Origin of the sequence: Streptomyces sp. NPDC127092, assembly GCF_042722475.1 — a bacterium.
Classification (GTDB): Bacteria; Actinomycetota; Actinomycetes; order Streptomycetales; family Streptomycetaceae; genus Streptomyces.
The window spans coordinates 104,464-124,893 of record NZ_JBHXFE010000024.1; the positions used below are offsets into that span (position 1 = coordinate 104,464).

Sequence of the window (20,430 nt, forward strand, 5' to 3'; positions counted from 1 at the left end):
CCGGAAGTGACCGCGAACTCACGGAGGGCGACGATCCGCTTCAGGTCACGGAAATGTATCGGACATAAGGCGCACCGGCCTTCCCAGGCGTCCCACGGCTCGCTAGCGTGCTCGCCCAAGCAGCCCGTCCCCTACCGCTCTCCACCGTCGGCGAACCACGCCGAGCGGGCGGCCCACGCCGAAACCGGCTCTTCCCCACGCCACTTGAGCCTCGTGGTGACCGGCGTCCACGGAAGGAGATGCCGGCCTTGGCGTCCCATCGCAAGCCGCGCACCACCCGCCCCCACTCCCCCGCCGTCGGCGTCACGACGGCCGCGCTCGCCTCCGTCACGCTGCTCTCCGGGCAGAGCGCCCAGGCGGCTCCCTCGGCCCCGGCTCCCAGGCCGACCGTCGAGGAGGTCCAGAAGAAGGTCGACCGGCTGTACCGGGAGGCCGGCGTGGCCACCCAGGAATACGACCGCGCCAAGGAGGCCACCGACCGCAAGCGGCGCGAGGTCGACCGGATCCTCGACGACGTGGCCCGCCGCACGGAGGAGATCAACACCGCGCGCCGCGCCCTCGGCTCGTACGCGGCGGCCCAGTACCGGGCGGGCGCGGTCGGCCCGACCGCGACCCTGATCTTCGCGGACAGTCCGCAGGACTACTTCGACCAGACCCACCTCATGGACCGGCTCTCCGAGCGGCAGCGCACGGCGGTCGCCGAGTACGAGTCCCGGCGCGCCGCCGCGGCGAAGCAGCGGACCGAGGCGACCCGGCGGCTCGCCGAGCTGACCGCGTCGCAGAAGGAGCTGAGCGCGAGCAAGCGGACCGTGCAGCGCAAGCTCGCGGAGGCGCGCACGCTGCTCGCGCGGCTGACGGCCGAGGAGAAGGCCCGGCTCGCGGAGCTGGAACGCAGGCGGGAGGCCGAGGCCCGGCGCAAGGCGGAGGAGCGGGCCAAGGCGGAGGCGGAGGCCGAGGCCGAGCGCAGGCGCCAGGAGGAGGCGGCCCGGCCCACGCCGAGCCCGACGCCCACCCCGACGCCCACGCCCACCACGCCGCCGACGTCCGGCGACTCCTCGTACGCGGCGAAGGCCGCCGAGGCGCTGGCCTTCGCGCGGGCGCAGATCGGCAAGCCGTACGTCTGGGGCGCGACCGGCCCCAGCTCGTACGACTGCTCCGGCCTCACCCAGGCCTCCTGGCGGGCGGCGGGCGTCGATCTGCCGCGTACGACCTGGGACCAGGTGAAGGTCGGCACCCGGGTCGCCACCGCCGACCTGCTCCCCGGCGACCTCGTCTTCTTCTACGACGACATCAGCCACGTCGGCATCTACATCGGCGACGGCAAGATGATCCACGCGCCGAAGCCGGGCGCCTACGTCCGCGAGGAGTCGATCTACTACATGCCGATCTACGGCAGCGTGCGCCCGGCCTGAGGACCGTCAGACCCAGAGGGTGGCGATGAAGATGTTCGCCATGGTCAGGCCGCCGACCGCGCCGAAGAGGGCCTTGTCGACCTTCTCCTCGTCGCGCTTGACGTAGACCAGGCCGAGGATGACCACGAGGACGGCGAGCTTGATGCCGATCTTGAGGTTGTTCACGGTCTGGTCGTCGGCCTGGTTGAGCCCGACGAGGGCGACGCCGGTGACCAGCATGGTCAGGGCGCCGTGCAGCATCGCGGGGGTGAAGCGGGCCGTACCCGCGCCCATCGCCTTCATCTGGGCCAGGAATCCGCCGAGCAGTGCGCCGATTCCGATGATGTGCAGGGCGACGAAGACATGAATGAGTACGTCCATGGGGCGGAGCCTAACCGGGGCTAGGGGGTGTCTCGTCGATCAGGCCGGATCAGGGAGCGGCGTCTGGTGCCGTGCGTCGCAAGGCGCCGGAGTGGCTCGATAGCGGAGCTATCGGGGCGCTTCGGCAACGCGGCGAGGCGCGGTGCCAGGCGTCGCGAGCCCGGCATGATCGGCGAGACACCCCCTAGCACCGGCCCCGGGGCGGGTCCACCTTCTCCGGGGCTTCGGTCAGGCGGCTGCGGGAAGCACCGCCCGAGCGCCGTCGGGTCGAACGGAAACGGTCACGGAAACGCCATCCGACGCCAATAGCGGTCAACGACGGCCGCCGGGCGGCGGCCAGGTTTAGCGTCCTCCCCCAGGTGGCCGGCTCCCCACCACCGCCGCATCCCGGCGGTTGCCGACCGCCCCCGCCGAGAAAACCGGCGGCGGCCCGTCTCCCCTGTGCGGGCCGCCGCCGGCCCCGGCGGGCAGCGTCCCCCACAGGGAGAGGATGTGACCCGCCCTCGTGGCAGCACACCGAAAGCCCAGGCAGTCCCCGCTCGGTGGCCAGGCCGTCCGCACCGCCGCCACCCTCGCCCTCGCCTCCGCGGCCACCGCGACCGCCTTCGAGGGATCCGGGCACGCCGCGCCCAAGCCCACTCCCGCGCAGGTCAAGGCCGAGGTCGACCGGCTCTACGAGGAGGCCGAGGTCGCGACGGAGAAGTACAACGGGGCGAAGGAGCAGGCCGACCAGGCGCGGGCCGCGTTCGACCGGCTCCGGGACGAGGCCGCCCGCAGGACGGAGCGGCTCAACCGCTCCCGCGACGCCCTCGGCGCCTTCGCCGCCGCGCAGTACCGCTCCGGCGGGCTCGACCCGGCCATCCAGCTCGCGCTGACCTCCGACCCGGACCAGTACCTGGAGCGGGCCGCGCTCGCCGAGAAGGCGGGGGACCGGCAGGCCGCCGCCATCGCCTCCGTACGGCGTGAGCTCGCCGCCGTACGGCAGCTGCGCGTCCGGTCGGAGGGCCGGCTGCGCGAGCTGAAGGCGCACGAGGCGGAGCTGCGGCGGCAGAAGGCGGCCGTCCAGGGCAAGCTGGACGCCGCCCGCACGCTGCTCGCCCGGCTCACCGCCGAGGAACGGGCCCGCTACGACGCGGCCGTGGCCGCCGGAAGCCACGACGCCGCCACGGGCGGCGCGACGGCACCCGACCGTGCCGACCGGGCCGCCGCGGTCCGCGGCCCGATCGGCACGGCGACGGGGCGGGCCGCCGAGGCCATCGCCTTCGCCCGGGCGCAGATCGGCAAGCCGTACGTGTGGGGCGCGACGGGTCCTTCCGCCTACGACTGCTCGGGGCTGACCCAGGCCTCCTGGCGCGCGGCCGGGGTCTCGCTGCCGCGGACCACCTACACCCAGATCAACGCCGGCCGCCGGGTCTCCCGCTCCGAACTGGCCCCGGGCGACCTGGTCTTCTTCTACTCCGGCATCAGCCATGTCGGCCTCTACATCGGCGGCGGCCAGATGATCCACGCACCCCGCCCGGGCGCGCCGGTGCGGATCGCGCCGATCGACGAGATGCCCTTCGCGGGCGCCACCAGGGTCGGCTGACCGGGCCGGCGGGGCGGGGCCTGTGGGCGGCCCCGGCGGGCTTGCGCGCAGGCCGGCCGGCGCGCGCCCCGGCGGGCTTGGCCGGCGGGCTCGGCCAGTCCGCCGGGGCGGGCGCAGGCGCAGGCGCTACACGAGGCGCCGGGCGGTCGCCCAGCGGGTCAGCTCGTGCCGGTTGGACAGCTGAAGCTTGCGCAGCACCGCGGAGACATGGGACTCGACCGTCTTCACCGAGATGAACAGCTGCTTGGCGATCTCCTTGTACGCGTACCCCCGGGCGATCAGCCGCAGCACCTCGCGCTCCCGCTGGGTGAGCCGGTCCAGGTCCTCGTCCACGGGCGGGGCGTCCGTCGAGGCGAAGGCGTCGAGGACGAACCCGGCCAGGCGCGGGGAGAAGACGGCGTCGCCCTCCTGGACCCGGAAGATCGAGTCGACCAGGTCGGTGCCGGTGATCGTCTTGGTGACATAGCCGCGGGCGCCGCCCCGGATCACCCCGATCACGTCCTCGGCGGCGTCGGAGACCGACAGGGCCAGGAAGCGGACCGGGTCCTCGGCCGCGGCCATGAGGCCGGCGCAGCGGCGCAGCACCTCGACCCCGCCGCCGCCGGGCAGGTGGACGTCCAGCAGGACGACCTCGGGGCGGGTCGCGGTGATCACTGTGACCGCCTGGTCGACGTCGGCGGCCTCGCCGACCACCTCGACGCCCGTCACATCCGTCCGGCCGATCTCGGCCTGCACGCCCGTACGGAACATCCGGTGGTCGTCGACGAGCACGACTCGCACCCGGCGCTCCGCGTCCCGCGCCGCCCCGCTCCCGGTCACGGTCTCGTCGCTCATCCGTCCGCCCTTTCCATCTCCAGCTCCACTTCGGTGCCCCCGCCCGGCACGGATCTCAGCCGCGCCGATCCGCCGTTGCGCTGCATCCGGCCGATGATCGATTCTCGTACGCCCATCCGGTCGTCCGGCACCGCGTCCAGGTCGAAACCGGGGCCGCGGTCCCGCACGGAGACGAAGACCGTCCGGCCCTCCACCTCCGCGTAGACCTGGACCGGGCCGCCCTCGCCACCGTACTTGGCGGCGTTGACCATCGCCTCGCGCGCCGCCTGCATCTGCGCGCCCAGTTTCTCGTCGAGCGGGCAGTCGCCGACGACCACGACCTCCAGCGGGACGCCGTGCTTGTCCTCCACCTCGGCCGCGCTCCGCTTGACCGCCTCGGCGAGCGTGGCCGGCTCCTCGTCCTCGTCCTTGCCCGTGCCCTCCGGCTTGTACAGCCAGTTGCGCAGCTCCCGCTCCTGGGCGCGGGCGAGCCGCCGGACCTCGCCGGGTTCCTCGGCGTTGCGCTGGATCAGGGTGAGGGTGTGCAGCACCGAGTCGTGGACGTGGGCGGCGACCTCGGCGCGCTCCTGGGCGCGGATGCGCAGCGTCCGCTCCTCGCTGAGGTCCTGCGACATCCGCACCAGCCAGGGGCCGGCGAGCAGGGCGATCCCGGTGAGCACCGCGACGGCGGCGGTCAGGGCCGTGCCGAGCTGGGCGACCGAGCCGCGGACCACCATGAAGACGGCGAGGCCGGTGCCGACCAGGGCGACGCCGACGAGGCCGCGCACCAGCTGCAGGACCCGTCGCCGCCGGCCGGGATCGGTCCAGCTGGCCCGCCGCGCGTTGTCGGCCTGCCGCCAGACGAGGACGACGCCGACGCCGATCAGCAGCGACGGCCAGACATAGCGACCGGCCTGCTTGTCGACGTTGACGCTGCCGACGAAGACGGAGATCCCGATCGCGAGCGCGATCAGGGCGAAGACCTGGCCGCGGTCGGGCTTGCGGAGCCGCCTGCGGCCGTCCGGGGTGGTCTCGAAGACGGGGCGGGGCGCGGAACGGCCGCCGACGCCGAGCGGGACGACGATCCAGAACACCGCGTACAGCAGCGCACCGAGCCCGTCCGCGAGGAGGAGCGCGACGAAGAACGCGCGCACCCAGATCACGGGAAGGCCGAGGTGCCCGGCGAGGCCGCGCGCGACACCGCCGAGCCACCGGCCGTCGGCGCTCCGGTAGAGCCTGCGCACGGGCGGTTCGTCGAGGTCGGTGACACGAGCGGCTGCGGACATGTACCGATCGTCACACGTTCGGCCGCCCGCGGGCATCAGGGTCGGCCCGGATATCGACCCCGGAAGCGTCTCGGGGTCGGCGGGCGGCGGAAGATCAGGGTCAAGGCAGGGTCGGTCCCGGTGCCGCGGGGCGTCACGGGCGGTCACCATGGAGCCATGACGAGTTCGACGCCTTCGCACCACGAGGCCCCGCCGCCGGCGGAGGCCCGGTCCGCCCCGCCCCTGCGCCGCTCGCGCGGGCAGAAGGTCGTGGCCGGCGTGTGCGGCGGTCTCGGCCGGCACTTCGACCTCGACCCGGTGATCTTCCGGGTCGCGCTGGGCGTGCTCGCGGTGACCGGTGGCGTCGGGCTGATCTTCTACGGCTTCGCGTGGCTGGTGATCCCGCTCGCGGATGAGGAGGAGAACGAGGGACGCAGGCTGCTCACCGGCCGGGTCTCGGGCTCCTCGCTGTCCGCGGTGCTGATGGCGCTCGTGGGCAGCGGCATCTTCCTGTCGATGCTGCGCAACGGGGGGACGATGGCGTTCGCCCTCGTCCTCACGCTCGGCCTGAGCGGCGCGGCGGTCTGGTCGCAGCGGCGGCCGGCGGTCGCCGCGACGGCGGAGGAGGGCGGCCGGATAGACCCGGCCGCGGCGCTCGCGGTCGCGGAGGCGCCGCCGGAGACCAAGGCGCCGCCGCTGGTGGAGTTCCCGTCGTGGTGGCGGGACCCGATCGTCAAGGACGGCTCGACCGGCAAGGTGGCCATCGGCTATCTCTGGGGTCCGCACGGCATCGTGGACAAGGACGGCAGGGTCAACGGCGAGGTGCCCACCCCCGGCGGCCAGTGGGGGCCGCCGGTCGCTCCCGGCCGGCCCGTGCCGTCCCGCCGGGTCGGCGGCGAGCCGGTGTCCATCGGCGGACTGGTCTTCCTCTTCGCCCTGATGGCGGGCGGTCTGGGCACGGGTCTGTCGTGGGACGGGCATCCGCTGGGCACGAGCCTGCAGATCGGACTCGCGGCCGCGCTGGGTGTGATCGGTCTGGGGCTGCTCGTCAGCAGCTTCCTCGGCCGCACCGGGTTCGGCACGCTCTGCCTCATGGTCCTCACGGCGGGCCTGCTCGCGGTCGCCTCGGTGCTGCCGAAGGAGATCTCCACGGTCTGGGCGCGGGAGACCTGGCGCCCGGCGGCGGTCGCGGCGGTGCAGCCGCGGTACGAGCTGGGCACCGGCGTCGGCACGCTCGACCTGTCCCAGCTCGCGGTCCCGGCAGGGACGACCGTGTCGACGCGGGTGGAGGTCGGCGCGGGCAAGGTGAAGGTGATCGTGCCGCGGAACGCGACGGTGACGCTGCGCGCCCACGTGGGCCTCGGCGATCTCATGCTGCCGCCGGACCACCCGGCCCGGCCCCCGGCCCCGTCGGCCGCTCTGACCACCGCCCCGAGCGCCCCGACCACCGCCCCGACGGCGGCTCCTGGGCGCCCCTCGGACGGGCCGGCGGCGACCGGTGTGCCGGCGGCGCCGACCCTGGCACCGGCCGCCACGCCCGGGCCGCCGTCGGAGCCTGCGGGCGACATCGACATCGCGCCGGATCTCGACGAGACCCGGACGCTCGTTCCGCCACCCGGTGTCACGCCGGGCGGCACCGTCGACCTCATCCTGGAGGTCGGTCTCGGACAGGTGGAGGTCGTCCGTGCTGCTGCATGAGTTCCGCCCCGGCCGGATGGTCCTGGGCCTGGCGGCCCTGGCCCTCGCGGCCCTGTTCCTGGCAGACGCGGCAGGCACCTGGTCCGTCGCCTGGTACGTGGTGATACCGGTCCTCTGCGGAGGCCTCGGCCTCGCGGCCGTCACCTCCTGGACCGCCTATCTCATACGCCGCCGGTCGGCGAGGAGCGCGTCGAGGGAGAGCACGGGAGCGCCGGCGAGCAGCAGCGGCAGCCAGGACATGAGGTAGGCCAGGTCGTTGCCGAGGTAGTACGGGTTCACCTGCCAGCTGACGGTCAGCCACAGGCTCAGCGAGATCAGCGCTCCGCCGAGCGCGGCCACCCGGGCGAAGAGTCCGAAGAGGGTGCCGAGGCCGACGGTGAGCTCGCCGAGCGCGATGGCGTAGCCGAAGCCGACCGGGCTCTTGAGGGCCAGGTCGACCAGGGCGGGGAGCGCCGAGGTGTCGCGGACCCCTCGCATGACCTCGCCGATGGACTCGGGTCCGGTGTCGGCGAGGAAGGAGGAGTCGGTCAGCTTGTCGAGACCGGCGTAGATGAAGGTGACACCGAGGAAGATCCGCAGCGGGACGAGCGCGTAGCGGGTGGCGAGGGCCTTCCAGCCGTCGACCCCGCCGGGGCCGCCGGGCCGGTCCCCGGAGTCGGAGCCCCGGCCCCATGTCGTTCCGTCCGTACGTCCCGTCATGCCGGCCGCCTCTCGTGCCCCGTACCCGTCTCCGGGGAACGATTCTCCTCGGATTGCCCGTGCGGGGACATTCCCGGGGCGGAGTTCCCGGGGAAGCCGGTCAGTCGAGGACGTCGATGGTGACCCGGTTCGTCTCGACCCCGGCGGCCGTCACGACCGAGACCTCCACCCGGCCCGGTTCCACGTCCGCCGGGAGCGGGACGGTGAGGGTGGTGTCGGTCGGGTTGGCGAAGCCGCCGGGGACGGGGACGAGGGGGACGTGGGCGTGGACCGGGCCGATCCGGACGACCAGCCGGGTCAGCGGTTCGGGCGCGGCCGCTCCCGTCGGGACGAAGCCGCTGCCCCGGATCTCGATGTCGTCGCCGGTGCGGATCGGTGCGTCGAGGTCGCCCGCCTCGCGGGCCCGGACGATCGAGAAGATCTTGGGCCGCCCGCCCTGGACGCTCTTGCCGGCGAGCAGGCAGGTCGCCGAGACGGCGACGAGCAGCACGAGGGCCCAGGGCAGTTCGGGCAGCCGGTCGGGGGCCCGGCACAGCCAGACGGCCGCGACGACGAGGACGGCCGCGGAGACGAGTACGTACTGGACGTCGGCCAGGTCGGCCCGCCCGTCGTCGTCGCACAGCAGGTCGGCCGGGCGTGGCCGGTCGGCGCGGACCTTCTGCAGCCGCCGGGCCGCGACGCGCAGCGCCACGATCAGCCGGGCGGTGACGGCGGACCAGCCGGCCAGGACGAGCACGGCGAGGAGCCCGGCGCCGCGCCGCAGGCCCAGGTCCACGGAGGGCGCGCCGCCGGCCAGGAGCAGGGAGAGGTGGAGGACGGCGAAGACGGAGAGGAGGAGCCAGCAGGCGGCGACGGTACGGGTGGTGGAGATCCGGTTGTCCTCGCCCAGCAGCGGGGCGAGGACCCCGCCGCGGTCCCGGTGCAGCCGGGCCGCGGCGGTCAGGGCGGCGGCGAGCAGCACGGCGGCGCCGAGCGCGGCGGTGCGGGTGCCGGTCCAGCCGGTGCCGAGGGCCGTGAGCGCCTGTCCGAGGAGCAGGGCGAGGACGCCGCCCCACGCGGCGGCGAGGGTGCCGCGGTACACCCGGCCGGACCGGGCGGCGCCGGCCTCGAGACCGCGCGCGGCGACGGTGCGGGCGGACTGGGCGAGTTCGTCGGAGACCCACTGGCGGGAGGCGACCGGAGAATGGGCGAGGGCGGCGGGCACGCCGTGTCCCGCGGCGAGTTCGTCCCGCCGGGCGAGGAAGGCGGCGACGGCCCGCCGGTGGCCGGAGCGTCCGCAGTGCGGGCAGCCGCCGCCCTCCGCGTCCGCCCCGCACTGTCTCGCCTCTTGCACCGCCACTGCGCCGCCCCCTTCCCGTTCGGTCAACTGGCTGTCGATTCCTGGGAATTGTGCCGCACACTTTGCCCGCCGACAGGGTCCGGCACCCCTCGCGCGGGAGTGATTGAAGAGTCATCACATTGACGGAAAGGAGTGTTCTACGACAGGAGTTCGGGCTCCGTGCGGCTGATCCGCCGCCACAGCGGCTGGTAGTTGATCCAGGCCACCAGGTCGTTGCCGAGCTGTTCGCGGGTGGCGACGGCGTCGCGGTGGTCGATGAGCACCGGCTTGCCCGCGGCCCGGGCGGTCAGCTGCACCTGGGCGCACCGTTCCATGGCGATGAACCACCAGGCGGCCGCGTCGACCGACGAACCGACGGTGAGCAGCCCGTGGTTGCGCAGCACGATCCCTTTGAAGGTGTCGAGCGCGATGGCGATGCGCCGGCCCTCCTCCGGGTCGACCGTGACCCCCGTGTAGGCGTCGTAGAGGGCGTGGTCCTGGTAGAAGGCGCAGGCCTCCTGGGTGATCGGGTCGATCAGCTCGCCGAGCGCGGCGAGTGCCCTGCCGTGCGGGGAGTGGGTGTGGGCGACGGCCACGACGTCGGGCCGGGCGCGGTGGACCTGGGCGTGCACGGTGAACGCGGCCTGGTTGACGTGGTGGGTGCCGTACACGACCTGGCCGTCCCCGTTGACCAGGATCAGGTCGCTCGCGGTGAGTTCGGCGAAGGGAGCGCCGAAGGGGTTCACCCAGTAGCAGTCGGGGTGCTCGGGGTCGCGGGCGGTGACGTGCCCGGACACGCCCTCCTCGTATCCGAACCGCCCGAAGATCCGGAGTGCGGCGGCGAGCCGCTGCTTGCGGTGGGCGCGCTCCTCGGCGGCGGTCGCGTGGACGGGCGGCATCGCGAAGTGGAGCTGGTCGACGGGGACAGGGGCCGGGAGGGGCGCCGGTATCTCGGTCATGCGCGGGAAGGTAACGCCCGTCGGGGCAACTCACCAGATCCCGTACGGGAAAGAAGCCGCCGCCCCCGTACGTCGTACGGGGGCGGCGGCTTCAGGCCCGTGCGGGAGGGGTCACTCCCACTCGATGGTGCCCGGCGGCTTGCTCGTCACGTCGAGGACGACGCGGTTGACGTCCGGGACCTCGTTCGTGATGCGGGTCGAGATGCGGGCGAGCACCTCGTACGGCAGCCGCGACCAGTCGGCGGTCATGGCGTCCTCGGAGGACACCGGGCGCAGCACGATCGGGTGGCCGTAGGTGCGGCCGTCGCCCTGGACGCCGACGGAGCGGACGTCGGCGAGCAGCACGACCGGGCACTGCCAGATCTCGCGGTCGAGACCGGCCGCCGTCAGCTCCTCGCGGGCGATGGCGTCGGCCTCGCGCAGCAGGTCCAGGCGCTCCTTGGTGACCTCGCCGACGATGCGGATGCCGAGGCCCGGGCCGGGGAACGGCTGGCGCTGGACGATCTCCTCGGGCAGGCCGAGCTCCTGGCCGACCATGCGGACCTCGTCCTTGAAGAGCTGGCGCAGCGGCTCGACGAGCTCGAACTCCAGGTCCTCGGGGAGGCCGCCCACGTTGTGGTGGGACTTGATGTTGGCGGTGCCGGTGCCGCCGCCGGACTCGACGATGTCCGGGTAGAGCGTGCCCTGGACGAGGAAGGCGACCTCCTCGCCGTCGGCGGCGCCCTCGGCGATGATCTCGGCCTGCGCCTGCTCGAAGACGCGGATGAACTCACGGCCGATGATCTTGCGCTTGGTCTCCGGGTCGGAGACGCCGGCCAGGGCGGTGAGGAAGCGCTCCTGCGCGTCGACGACCTTCAGCTGGACGCCGGTGGCGGCCACGAAGTCCTTCTCGACCTGCTCGGTCTCGTTCTTGCGCATCAGGCCGTGGTCGACGTAGACGCAGGTGAGCTGCGAGCCGATGGCCTTCTGCACGAGCGCGGCGGCCACGGCGGAGTCGACGCCGCCGGACAGGCCGCAGATGGCGCGCTTGCTGCCGACCTGGGCGCGGATGGCCGCGACCTGCTCCTCGATCACGTTGCCGGTGGTCCAGGTGGGCTCGATGCCGGCGCCGCGGTAGAGGAAGTGCTCCAGGATCTGCTGGCCGTGCGTGGAGTGCAGCACCTCGGGGTGGTACTGGACGCCGTAGAGCTTCTTCTCGTCGTTCTCGAAGGCGGCGACCGGCACGACGTCGGTGGACGCGGTGACGGTGAAGCCCTCGGGCGCGGCGGAGCAGGCGTCGCCGTGCGACATCCACACGGACTGCTCGACCGGCGTGCCCTCGAACAGGGTCGAACCGGCCTTGGTGACGTGCAGCGGCGTCCGGCCGTACTCACGGGCGCCCGTGTTGTCGACGGTGCCACCGAGGGTGGTCGCCATCAGCTGGAAGCCGTAGCACATGCCGAAGACCGGGACGCCGGCCTCGAAGATCGCGCGGTCGAGCCGCGGGGCTCCCTCGGCGTACACCGAGGACGGGCCGCCGGAGAGGATGATCGCCTTGGGGTTCTTGGCCAGCATCTCGGCCACCGGCATGGTGGACGGGACGATCTCGCTGTAGACCCGCGCCTCACGGACGCGACGGGCGATGAGCTGGGCGTACTGGGCGCCGAAGTCGACAACGAGGACTACGTCCGGGTTGGTGACGTCGGGCGCGGCAGCGGGGGGCGCTGATGACACTACGGCGGCCTTCCGGCGGTAGGAGCGGGTCCCCCGAAAGGGGGGCTATTTGTCGATTCTACCGGCGCGCCGGTGGCGCGATTCGTCTCACCATCCGAACCTGCGCCCTCGCGGGGTGGCCTTCGTCTCACCATCCGGGCCCGGGTTGCCCGGGAACGTGCGGAGGGGTCCATACTGGGCCCATGCGCAAGCTCTCGACCTTCGTCTTTACCTATGGCAACCGGCCCACCGGCTGCCATGGTCGTGCTGCTTGAGCAACTGACAAGCGACTTCCCAGGCGCCCCGGGCCGACAAGGCCCGGGGCGTCTGGCGTTTCCCGGGCCGCACCGCCCCGGGGCATCCCGAGACCACCGAGATCCCTGAGATCACCGAGACCACGAGGAGCCCCGCATGACCGCCACGACCCAGACCGAGAAGACCGGCGCCCGCACCGACGAGGCCGCGGCGCTGATCGGCGACGCCCGGGAGCGCATCGACGCGCTCGACGACCGGATCATCGGTCTGATCCAGGAACGGATGGCCGTCTCGGCCGTCATCCAGGAGGCCCGGATCTCCTCCGGCGGCCGCCGGGTGAACCTGGCGCGCGAGATGGAGGTCCTCGGCCACTACCGCGACGCGCTGGGCAAGCCGGGCACGGCGCTCGCGATGACGATGCTCGAACTCTGCCGCGGCCGGATCTGACGCGTGGCGCGCATGTGAGTGCCGTCCCGCACCCGAGTTCGGTCGCACCCTCACCCGTACGGCGCGTGACCGCGCGCGGCGCCGCTTCGTTGGTCGTGATGTCCGTGCCAGCCAGGGGCGGGCCCGAATAAAGACCACGCGTGGCTTCGCTGGGGCGTGTGACGCATCTCTGGTGCGTCGTGGGACCTCGCCCCAGCGCGTGTGACCGGACGGCAGGGGACAGCAGCCCGGTCACCCAGAAAGGGCGGTCGGTCCCGGGGACGCCCGGGGCCGACCGCAACCGGCCGAACGATCCGAGACCCCACCGTCCCGCTCCCCCACACCCCCCGTGCCCCCCGCTCCCCCACACTCCCGGGTGCTCCCTCGCACTCCCTGTGCTCCCCGCACCTCCCGTGCTCCCCGCACTCCCGCCAAGGGCCCCGCGCGCGACCGGAATCGCGCCGCGGGGCCCTTGCGTTGCCCGGCCCCGCGGAACGTGACGCGCGTCACATAAAGATCTCGTGAGAGGGCTACAACCAATCCCCCAGGTCACCGGTCATCTATGCAGCACCACCCAGAAGCTGGAGGGGCGCTGCACTCGGAGGGGGGTGCAGCGCCCTTTCCACTTTTCTGGAACCTCCGCGGAGCGGTCTCAGGCCTTCTTCGGCGGGACCGCCGGGATGCCGAGGAACGGCAGCCTCAGGGCGCCGAAGGCCTCCGCCGGGACCGCGGGCGACTTCGGCTCCACCGGCGACAGCCGGACGTACGCCTCGCCCTGGCGCGGGCGCTGGTCCGCCTCGCCCTTGTTGGGCCAGAAGGACATGGCGCGCTCGGCCTGCGCCGTGATCGTCAGGGACGGGTTCACTCCCAGGTTGGCGGAGACCGCGGCGCCGTCGACCACCGAGATGCCCGGGTGGCCGTAGAGGCGGTGGTACGGGTCGATGACGCCGGAGTCCGCGTCCGCGCCGATCGGGCAGCCGCCGAGGAAGTGGGCGGTGAGCGGGGTGCCCATGAGCTCGCCGATGTTGGAGCCGGCGAAGCCGTTGATCTCCTCGGCCATCAGGGAGGCGGCGCGGGTCGCGGCCTCGATCTGCGTCGGGTTGGGCGCACCGTGGCCCTGGCGGGCGGTGAGCAGGCCCTTTCCGATGCCGCCGGGCTTGCGGTAGGTGGTCAGCGAGTTGTCCAGGGACTGCATGACCAGGCCGATGATGGTCCGCTCCGACCAGCGGTGGTTGGACAGCGAGCGCACGGCGAGCGCGGGGTGCTTGAGCAGCTCCAGGAACCACCTGCGGACCCGGTGCGCGCCGTAGGGCACCTGGAGGACGGTCATGCCGCCCATGGAGTTGGAGCCCTTGCCGTAGCGGACCGGCTCGATGTGGGTGTTCTCGTCCGGGTGGATCGACGAGGTGATCGCGACGCCCTGGGTGAAGTCGACGCGCTCCTTGCCGTGCCGCTTGCGGTAGCGGCGGTCGGTGGTCTGCGAGCCGACGAGGGCCTCGGAATTGGTGCGGGTGAGTTCGCCGAGGCGGCGGGAGATCCCGGGCAGCAGACCGGTGTCCTTCATCCGGTGCAGCAGGGTCTGCGTGCCGTACGTGCCGGCCGCGATCACCACCCGGCGGGCGGTGAAGGTGCGGCCGGCGCCCTTCTTGCGGTTGTCGGTGGGCAGCGTCCTGACGGCGAAGCCGCCGCGCGAGTCCTCGGTGACGGCGACGACCGTGGTCATGGGGTGGACGACGGCGCCGGCCTTCTCCGCGAGGTAGAGGTAGTTCTCGTTGAGGGTGTTCTTGGCGCCGTGCCGGCAGCCGGTCATGCACTCGCCGCACTCGGTGCAGGCCTTGCGGGAGGGTCCCGCGCCGCCGAAGTACGGGTCGGCGACCTCGCCGCCGGGCTTCGCCCGTGCCTTCTCCGCCCCGTCGGCGTCCTGGCCGTCCCCGAAGAAGACGCCGACCGGCGCCATGTGGAAGGTGTCGCCGATGCCCATGGCCTGGGCGGTGGCCTTCAGGTGCACGTCGGACGGCGTCATCGTGGGGTTGAGCCGGACGCCGAGCATCCGCTTGGCCTGGTCGTAGTACGGGGCGAGCTCGGCGCGCCAGTCGGTGATGTCCTTCCACTGCGGGTCGTCGAAGAACGGCGCCAGCGGCTCGTAGAGGGTGTTGGCGTAGTTGAGGGAGCCGCCGCCGACGCCGGCGCCCGCGAGCACCATGACGTTGCCGAGCAGATGGATGCGCTGGATGCCGTAGAGGCCGAGGGCGGGGGCCCACAGGAACTTCTTCAGGTCCCAGGAGTTCTTCGGCAGGGTCTCGCGGGTGTAGCGGCGGCCGGCCTCCAGGACGCCGACCCGGTAGCCCTTCTCGGTGAGGCGGAGAGCCGTGACCGAGCCGCCGAAGCCGGAGCCGACGACGACGACGTCGTAGTCGTACCGGCCGTCCTCGTCGTACGCGCCGTCCTCGGCCTGATTCTGGGCAGGGGGTACCGCGGTCATGGCTCTCCTCGTGCGGGAAAGGGGTTGCGAAATCGGGGTGCGGGTCGGCGCGGGGATCAGCGCAGGCGCAGGGCCTTCATCGCCTTCAGGGACGCGCTCATGAAGGCCGCGTACTTCTCGTCGTCCATCCCGAAGGAGGGCGCGAGCGGGATCAGCCGCTGCTGGGCGACGGTCTGGGCCTCGGTGAACTTGAGGATGCCCTCGGAGCCGTGGCGCCGGCCGAGGCCGGAGTCCTTCATGCCGCCCATCGGGGCGCGCACGCTGCCGTACGCGGGCGCGTAGCCCTCGTTGATGTTGACGGTGCCGGTGCGGAGCCGGGCGGCGACGGCGTGGCCGCGGCGGGAGTCCCGGGTCCAGACGGAGGAGTTCAGGCCGTACGGGGTGGCGTTGGCCAGCTCGACGACCTCGTCCTCGTCGGTGAAGCGGTAGATCGAGACGACCGGGCCGAAGGTCTCCTCGGCGCAGACGGCCATGGGGGCCTCGACGCCGTCGAGGATGGTCGGCTCGTAGAACAGCGGGCCGATGTCGGGGCGGGCGACGCCGCCCGCGATCAGCCTGGCGCCCTTGGCGACGGCCTCCTGGACGTGCCGGGTGACGGTCTCCAGCTGGCGCTCGCCGACCAGGGAGCCCATGTCCGCGCCGTACGCGAGGGAGTTGCCGAGCCGCATCGCCTTGGTACGGGCGGCGAAGCGCTCGACGAAGGCGTCGGCGATCGACTCGTGCACGTACAGCCGCTCGATGGAGATGCACAGCTGGCCCGCGGAGGAGAAGCAGGCGCGGACGGCACCGGCGGCGGCCTTCTCGATGTCGGCGTCCTCGAGGACCAGCATGGCGTTCTTGCCGCCGAGCTCCAGGCTGACGCCGACGAGACGGGCGGCGGCGCCCTGGGCGACCTCCCGGCCGGTCCGGGTGGAGCCGGTGAAGGACACGTAGTCGGCGTGCCGGACGACCTCGGGCCCGACGACCGGGCCCTCGCCGATGACGACCTGGAAGACCTCGGCGGGCAGCCCGGCCTCGATCAGCAGGTCGCGGGCCCACAGCGCGGTGAGCGCGGTCTCCGTGTCCGGCTTCATGACGACCGCGTTGCCCGCGACGAAGGCGGGCAGGGCGTCGCCGACCGACAGCTCCAGCGGGTAGTTCCAGGGCGCGATCTGGCCGACGACACCGCGTGGCTGGCGCAGCTCGGTGACCTTGGTGAGGGTCGGCACGACGCCGGTGTGGCGCTTGGCGCGCAGATAGGCCGGCGCCTTGCGGCCGTAGTGGCGGGCGGCGACCGCGACCGACTGGACCTCCTCGTGGGCGTGGAGGCGCGCCTTGCCGGTCTCCAGCTGGATGAGGTCGAGGATCTCGCCCTGCCGCTGGAGGACCAGGTCGTGGAAGCGCAGCAGCACGGCCGCGCGGGCCCTGACCGGGGTGGCGGCCCAGGCACCCTGGGCGGCGCGGGCCTGGGCGAAGGCGGAGGCGACGTCCTCGGGCGTGGACTCGGGCAGGTCCGCCAGCTTGTCCCCGGTGAAGGGGGTGTGGTTGGCGGTGCGGCCGGAGCCCGCCACCCCGCGGCTGAGGCGGGCGACCAGCTCGGGGGTGACCACGTCGCCGGCGGTGCGCGCTCCGGCGGGTGCGGGCGCGACGGGGTTGGTGCCGAGGGGGGCCGCGGCGGCGGCCTGGGCCGGGGTGGCGAGTGCCTGCGAGTCCGTCATGAGGGCGAGGGTAGGGCGCATTCCCCGCTTTGGGTACCCGTCAGTAACGCGTTTTCACCCCCCGCACACAACCGCGCCAGTGTTCGCTGGCACATAAGCCCTGATCAGGGGCTTACGGTCTCCCCGGGCGCCCTCCAGTACTTCTTCACGATGTCGAACTGCTCGCGCGTCCGCTCCCAGCTCTCCTCCGGCGAGGCCATGTAGAGGGCGTACTCGGTGCCGTCGTCGCCGTAGTACACCTGGTCGATCGCGTGGCGGGGCCCCGGGAAGGTCTGCTTCTCGATCCAGGTGAACTCCCAGACGGCGGAGTTGACCTGGTCGCGGAAGGTGTTCTGGGTCAGCCGGATCCGCTCGTACTTCGCCCGCCTGGCCACGATCTTCTCGAGGTCGAGCAGGTGCATGTACGGGTTCTCGAAGTCGGGCGATTCGTCGATGCTGATCCGGATCCGGTGCTTGCCGTTGTCCGGGGTGTAGTCGATCTGATCGCCGTCCTCCAGCCGCTTCCAGCCGTCGGGGACGACCAGGCTGAATCCCTCGGGGTCCTGGACCCGGTGCCAGCCGGCCGGGACGGTGCCCTTGGCCGGATCCTTGCCGCCCTTGCCCGTGTCCTGCCCCTGGGTCGTGGAGGTGCCGGTGCCCTTGTCGCCCGTGCCGCCCATGTGGGTCATCGCGGCGAAGACCGCGCCGCCCGCGAGCAGCCCGGCGACGACGGCCGCGAGCAGTGCGGGACGCCAGCGGCCACGGCCTCCGGCGGAGACCCTGCCGCTGCCACCGCCCGGCAGAGCGGGGACGGTCGCGCCGGCGGGCGCCGGGGCGGGGGTCGCGCCGGCGGGCGCGGCCGTCCGGACGGCCGCGGGGTCGTCGTGCGGCACGGGCAGCGGGGTCGTCGTCGACGGGGCGGCCTCGGCCAGCTCCTCCGCACCCACCCGCTGCGTCGGCACGTACGCCTGCGCGGCCTGCGGCGCCCGGCCCTCCATGGCGTCGAGCAGCATCCGCTCGGCCTCGTCGGCGCGCGGGCGCTCGTCCGGGTCCTTGCGCAGCAGCGCCACGATGACGGGGGCGAGCGCACCGGCCTTCTCGGGGTACGGCGGCTCCTCCGTCACCACGGCCTGCATCGTGCTGATCGGCGAGCTGCGGCGGAACGGCGAGTTGCCCTCCACCGCCGCGTACAGGGTGGCGCCCAGCGACCACAGGTCGGAGGCGGGGCCCGGGTCCCCGCCGCGCACCCGCTCGGGCGCCAGGTAGTCAATGGAGCCGACGAGTTCACCCGTGCGGGTGATCGAGGAGTCGCCCTCGATGGCGGCGATCCCGAAGTCGGTGATGAGGACCCGGCCGTCGCGCGCGAGCAGCACGTTGCCCGGCTTCACGTCCCGGTGCAGCACCCCGGCGGCGTGCGCCGCGCGCAGCGCGCCGAGGACGTGCAGGCCGATCCGGGCGGCCTCGCGCGGCTCGATCGTGCCGGCCTCCTTCGCCGCGTCCGCGAGCGAGGGTCCGTCCACGTACTGCATGACGATCCACGGCCGGTCGTCGTGCTCCAGGACGTCGTGCACGGTGACCACGCCCGGGTGGGTGATCCGGGCCGCCGCCCGCGCCTCCTTCTGCGTCCGGGCGTGCAGAACCAGCCGGTCGGCCTCGGCCACGAACCGGCCCGCCGTCAACTCCTTGACGGCCACCACACGGTGCAGCACCTCGTCGTGCGCGCGCCAGACCTTGCCCATGCCGCCGCGTCCGATGGACTCGCCCAACCGGTAGCGACCGGCGAGCAGCAGCCCGGTGCCGGTGCTCTCAGAATGTTCCACGTGCCCCCGCCTGTTTGCTTCACAGGCAAGGTTACGGAGAAGGGTGCGGGACACGGAACCTCGGGGCGGGCTTTGGGAACAACCTGTAACCAGCGGCGGTTTTCGGCCACTGGCGCGGTCCGCACGCGAGGGGCCGGGGGACGGCCGTGGTCAGCGGGTGGCCCGGTAGGCCTTCACCGCCTGGTCGTAGATCTCGGACACCTTGTCCCGCTCGTTCTCCGGCCCGATGACCTGCACGATGTGGTACCGATCGCCTTCGATCAGCGCCAGGTTGCGCACGAACACCTCGCGCCCCGTGCTGTCCTGCCAGGTGAACTGCCCGACCGCCATGCTCTGTCGGCCGATGACGACCCGGCGCAGACCGGAGGCGCCGGACCAGGACGACTCCCGCCACGGCTGGAGCTCGCGCTCCTTGGTCCGCTGGTACGCCAGCGGGTCCGAGCCGTTGGCCTGCACCGTGTCCCGGCCCGGCACCACGATCAGCGTGAAGTCACCGCTCGTGAAGCGCACTTGCCCGGCGTCGTTGATCGGGCTGCGCCGCCAGCCGCGCGGCACGCCCACCTGGAAGCCCTCGGGGTCCTTGCGCAGCTCGTAACCGGCCAGGAGGGACGGGGCCGAGGGGTCGACGGCGGGCGGGGTGGTGCGCGACTGCTGCGGCGCGGGCCGGGTGGTGGCTCCGCCCGAGGGACCGCCGGTGGCGGCCGGTACCGAGGACGGCGCCGGCGCGCCGGACTTCACCGGCGGCGCGCCCGTACCGCCCTTCTCCTCGCCGGCCTTGGGCAGGAACAGCACGGCGTACGCGACGGCCCCGGCGAGCAGGAGGAGGATCAGGAGCAGCAGCGTGCGGCCGAGGGCGCGCGGCGAGCCCGCCTCGCCCCGGGGTGCGCGGGGCACGCGCGCGGCACGCTGCGGGATCTCCTCGTGCGCCAGGTCGCCGGGATACGCCGTGGGTGCCTGGTACGCCGCCGAGTGCGCCGACTGCTCCCCGTACGCCGCGTAGGCCGACTCGCGCGCGGCGCGGCCCTTGGCGTGGCGGTGCCGGTGCCGGCCGCCCGCGGCCCCGCCGCGTCGGCGGCGCACCAGCTCGCCGCGGCGGCGCACGATCGGCAGCCGGGTGGCGTCGGGCGACGGCAGCGGTACGACGCCGATCCCGGCCTCCGGCTCGGGCGCCGACCGGACCAGGGAGCGCAGCCAGCCGCTCAGCTCCTCGACGTCGGGGCGCTCGGTGGGGTCCTGGCGGAGCAGGGACTCGACGACGGGCCGGAGCGGACCGCACTCCTCCGCGAAGGCGGGCGGCTCCGCGCAGACCAGCTGGACCAGTTCGGCCGCGCTGTCCTCGGGGTACGGGGCGTGGCCCTGGACCGCCCGGTAGAGCAGTGCGCCGAGGGCCCACAGGTCGGTGGCGGGGCCGATGGGCGGGGCGAGGCGCCAGTGCTCGTGGACCGGGCCCGCCTGCTCGGGCGCCCACCGCTCGGTGACGGCGCCGACCACGGCGATCCGGGTCTGCCGGGCCCGCTCGGCACCGAGCCGGGTCACCGGTCCGCGGTACGCGTCGCCGGAGGCGGCGGCCGGAACGGGCGCGGGCTCGGGGGCCGGCCGGGGTGCGGCCGCGCGGTACCCGGCGGGGAGCGCGGGCAGCACCGGGCCGCCCGTTCCGGCGCTGCCGCCGGCGGGGACGGGCCGCCCGCCGTCGCGGGCCGCGTGCGGGCCGTCGCTCCAGCTGCCGGTGAGGTACGCGCGGGGCGGCGGGCCGTAGGTGCCGCCGGTCTCGTCGTCGTCGGGGCCGTCATCGTCGTCGTCGCCCACGCGCGCCCACCACTGCGGCTCGGGAGGCGTGGGCGGGCCGGACGGCGGCGTGGGCCCGCCGGGACCGGAGGGCTCGGCGGATCCTCCGGAGGGACCGTCGGGCCCGGTGGGCTCGGCCGGGCGCGGGGCCGGGAGGGCGCCGGTCTCGCCGATCGCGGCGGCGG

14 protein-coding genes and 1 pseudogene are annotated in these 20,430 nt (G+C 73.7%); 4 read left to right on the forward strand and 11 right to left on the reverse strand.

From position 1 onward, the window contains the following. Nucleotides 1-239 precede the first annotated feature (239 nt). The gene (locus ACFWJO_RS21110; RefSeq protein WP_386867227.1) at nucleotides 240-1,412 is read left to right on the forward strand and encodes an NlpC/P60 family protein; all 1,173 of its coding nucleotides are present in this window, start codon (nucleotides 240-242) and stop codon (nucleotides 1,410-1,412) included. 6 nt (nucleotides 1,413-1,418) lie between these two features. Here the strand turns inward: ACFWJO_RS21110 and ACFWJO_RS21115 are convergent, their stop codons facing one another. Further along, nucleotides 1,419-1,772 (reverse strand): hypothetical protein, encoded by a 354-nt coding sequence (locus tag ACFWJO_RS21115; RefSeq protein ID WP_386867229.1) that lies wholly within the window; start codon nucleotides 1,770-1,772, stop codon nucleotides 1,419-1,421. Between the two features lie 505 nt (nucleotides 1,773-2,277). On the opposite strand from ACFWJO_RS21115, the gene ACFWJO_RS21120 reads away from it, so the two are divergent. Beyond that, nucleotides 2,278-3,357, forward strand: coding sequence for an NlpC/P60 family protein (locus tag ACFWJO_RS21120; protein WP_386867230.1), 1,080 nt, complete (start codon nucleotides 2,278-2,280; stop codon nucleotides 3,355-3,357). A 126-nt stretch (nucleotides 3,358-3,483) separates the two neighbouring features. Here the strand turns inward: ACFWJO_RS21120 and ACFWJO_RS21125 are convergent, their stop codons facing one another. Both ACFWJO_RS21125 and ACFWJO_RS21130 read right to left on the reverse strand, forming a co-directional pair. Next, nucleotides 3,484-4,191, reverse strand: coding sequence for a LuxR C-terminal-related transcriptional regulator (locus tag ACFWJO_RS21125; RefSeq protein ID WP_384423265.1), 708 nt, complete (start codon nucleotides 4,189-4,191; stop codon nucleotides 3,484-3,486). Beyond that, nucleotides 4,188-5,456 carry a PspC domain-containing protein gene (locus ACFWJO_RS21130; RefSeq protein WP_386867232.1) on the reverse strand — a complete coding sequence of 423 codons (1,269 nt, stop codon included), beginning with the start codon at nucleotides 5,454-5,456 and terminating at the stop codon, nucleotides 4,188-4,190. The genes ACFWJO_RS21125 and ACFWJO_RS21130 overlap by 4 nt, the downstream gene beginning before the upstream one ends. A 156-nt stretch (nucleotides 5,457-5,612) precedes the next feature. On the opposite strand from ACFWJO_RS21130, the gene ACFWJO_RS21135 reads away from it, so the two are divergent. After that, nucleotides 5,613-7,133, forward strand: coding sequence for a PspC domain-containing protein (locus ACFWJO_RS21135; RefSeq protein ID WP_386867234.1), 1,521 nt, complete (start codon nucleotides 5,613-5,615; stop codon nucleotides 7,131-7,133). 156 nt (nucleotides 7,134-7,289) lie between these two features. Here ACFWJO_RS21135 and ACFWJO_RS21140 read toward each other — a convergent pair whose 3' ends face one another. From ACFWJO_RS21140 to guaA, 4 genes are all read right to left on the reverse strand, one after another. Next, on the reverse strand, nucleotides 7,290-7,832 hold the full coding sequence (locus tag ACFWJO_RS21140; protein WP_386867236.1) for a DoxX family protein: 543 nt from the start codon (nucleotides 7,830-7,832) through the stop codon (nucleotides 7,290-7,292). 100 nt (nucleotides 7,833-7,932) lie between these two features. Next, nucleotides 7,933-9,171: a hypothetical protein gene (locus ACFWJO_RS21145; RefSeq protein WP_386867238.1), complete on the reverse strand. Its 1,239-nt coding sequence runs from the start codon at nucleotides 9,169-9,171 to the stop codon at nucleotides 7,933-7,935. Nucleotides 9,172-9,308: 137 nt separating this feature from the next. After that, nucleotides 9,309-10,109: a class II aldolase/adducin family protein gene (locus ACFWJO_RS21150; protein WP_386867240.1), complete on the reverse strand. Its 801-nt coding sequence runs from the start codon at nucleotides 10,107-10,109 to the stop codon at nucleotides 9,309-9,311. Nucleotides 10,110-10,220: 111 nt separating this feature from the next. After that, complete coding sequence (guaA, locus tag ACFWJO_RS21155) at nucleotides 10,221-11,822, reverse strand: glutamine-hydrolyzing GMP synthase (protein WP_386867242.1); 1,602 nt, start codon at nucleotides 11,820-11,822, stop codon at nucleotides 10,221-10,223. Nucleotides 11,823-12,212: 390 nt separating this feature from the next. Between guaA and ACFWJO_RS21160 the strand changes: the two genes are divergently transcribed. Then, nucleotides 12,213-12,503, forward strand: coding sequence for a chorismate mutase (locus ACFWJO_RS21160; protein ID WP_384423048.1), 291 nt, complete (start codon nucleotides 12,213-12,215; stop codon nucleotides 12,501-12,503). A gap of 631 nt (nucleotides 12,504-13,134) precedes the next feature. On the opposite strand, the gene ACFWJO_RS21165 is transcribed toward ACFWJO_RS21160, so the two are convergent. The 4 genes and pseudogenes from ACFWJO_RS21165 to ACFWJO_RS21180 form a co-directional block, all read right to left on the reverse strand. Further along, complete coding sequence (locus ACFWJO_RS21165; protein ID WP_386867244.1) at nucleotides 13,135-14,964, reverse strand: GMC oxidoreductase; 1,830 nt, start codon at nucleotides 14,962-14,964, stop codon at nucleotides 13,135-13,137. A 56-nt stretch (nucleotides 14,965-15,020) separates the two neighbouring features. Beyond that, complete coding sequence (locus ACFWJO_RS21170; protein WP_386867246.1) at nucleotides 15,021-16,661, reverse strand: succinic semialdehyde dehydrogenase; 1,641 nt, start codon at nucleotides 16,659-16,661, stop codon at nucleotides 15,021-15,023. Between the two features lie 104 nt (nucleotides 16,662-16,765). Beyond that, complete coding sequence (locus ACFWJO_RS21175; protein ID WP_386867248.1) at nucleotides 16,766-18,460, reverse strand: serine/threonine-protein kinase; 1,695 nt, start codon at nucleotides 18,458-18,460, stop codon at nucleotides 16,766-16,768. 150 nt (nucleotides 18,461-18,610) lie between these two features. Next, nucleotides 18,611-20,430 (reverse strand): annotated as a pseudogene (locus ACFWJO_RS21180) (serine/threonine protein kinase); the annotation flags it as partial.